This is a genomic window from Wolbachia endosymbiont of Pentalonia nigronervosa (assembly GCF_014534705.1).
Classification (GTDB): domain Bacteria; phylum Pseudomonadota; class Alphaproteobacteria; order Rickettsiales; family Anaplasmataceae; genus Wolbachia.
Genome location: NZ_JACVWV010000170.1, coordinates 1 through 1175, shown reverse-complemented (window position 1 = coordinate 1175; position 1175 = coordinate 1). Strand labels below are relative to the sequence as shown.

The window sequence follows — 1175 nt, the reverse complement described above, 5'->3', positions numbered from 1 at the left end:
TGTGGGGATAGCAGGTTGGTTGATTCATTTAAAGCTGTTCTAGACAATAAAACAGCAGATATTACCGTTTGCGACCCTCCTTATAACGTAGATTATGGTGCTAGTCAAGAAAGAGATGATAGAAAAATACTTGGCGATGATCAAGGTGAAAAGTACGGGTTATTTCTTTTTGATGTTTGCTCGCATATTTTAGCTCATAACAAAGGGGCAGTTTATATTTGCTCAGCATCTTCAGAACTTTCTACGCTACAAAAAGTATTTGCAGAAGCAGGAGGACATTGGTCAACGTTTATCATCTGGGCAAAGAATCATTTTACTATCGGAAGAGCAGATTATCAAAGGCAATATGAAACAATACTCTATGGCTGGAAAGAAGGCAATAAGCGTCAGTGGTATGGGGGAAGAAATCAAAGCGATCTGTGGTTTTATGATAAGCCGGTTCACAATACTCTGCACCCAACGATGAAGCCAGTGGAGTTAATGGAAAGAGCAATAGTAAACAGCAGTAGACCAGGAGATATCGTTTTAGATCCATTTAGTGGTTCTGGCAGCACGCTGATTGCATGTGAGAGAACAGGAAGAGTGTGTAGAACTATAGAGCTTGATCCTAAGTTTGTAGATGTAACGATAAAACGTTGGCAAGTGTATACGGGAAGAGAAGCTATTCTTTCCAACTCTGGTAAAACTTTTGCACAGATTCAAGAAAAAAACTCATAAGAAAAGTGGAAAGAGAAAAGATTACGCAGACAGAATGGGCAAAAGAACAAGGATTTTCCAAGCAGTATGTCTGTTATTTAGTAAAAAAGGGAATAGTAGAACTTAAGGATGGTATGATTGATAGAGAGCAGGCAAATGAAGCAATAGAAGTTATACGAGATCCAAGTCAACCACAAAGAAGAAAGAACGGTGAAGCTAATGAACTCTCTACTATGCTCCTCAAAACTCGTATCAAGAATGAAATAGAACGAGGGAAATTGCTAGAAGCCAAAGCAAAAGCTGAAATTGGAGAATTAGTGCCGATAGAAGAAGTAAAAACCGAAGCTTTTAACGCAGCAAGAGTGGTAAGAAATAATCTGCTCAACATTCCAGATAGAGTATCAGCACTACTTGCATCGATGAGTGATGCGGAAAAGATTCATGAGCTACTATCGCAGGAAATAACAACAGCATTGGAG

At 39.0% G+C, this 1175-nt stretch carries 2 protein-coding genes; both read left to right on the top strand.

Translation table 11 applies throughout. The annotated features are described in order from the left end of the window. A partial coding sequence (locus tag IC220_RS07720; RefSeq protein ID WP_188153812.1) for a DNA-methyltransferase occupies positions 1-717 on the top strand: 717 nt, incomplete at its 5' end. A gap of 5 nt (positions 718-722) precedes the next feature. Further along, the coding region (locus IC220_RS07715) for a hypothetical protein (RefSeq protein ID WP_188153811.1) at positions 723-1175 on the top strand (453 nt) is incomplete at its 3' end.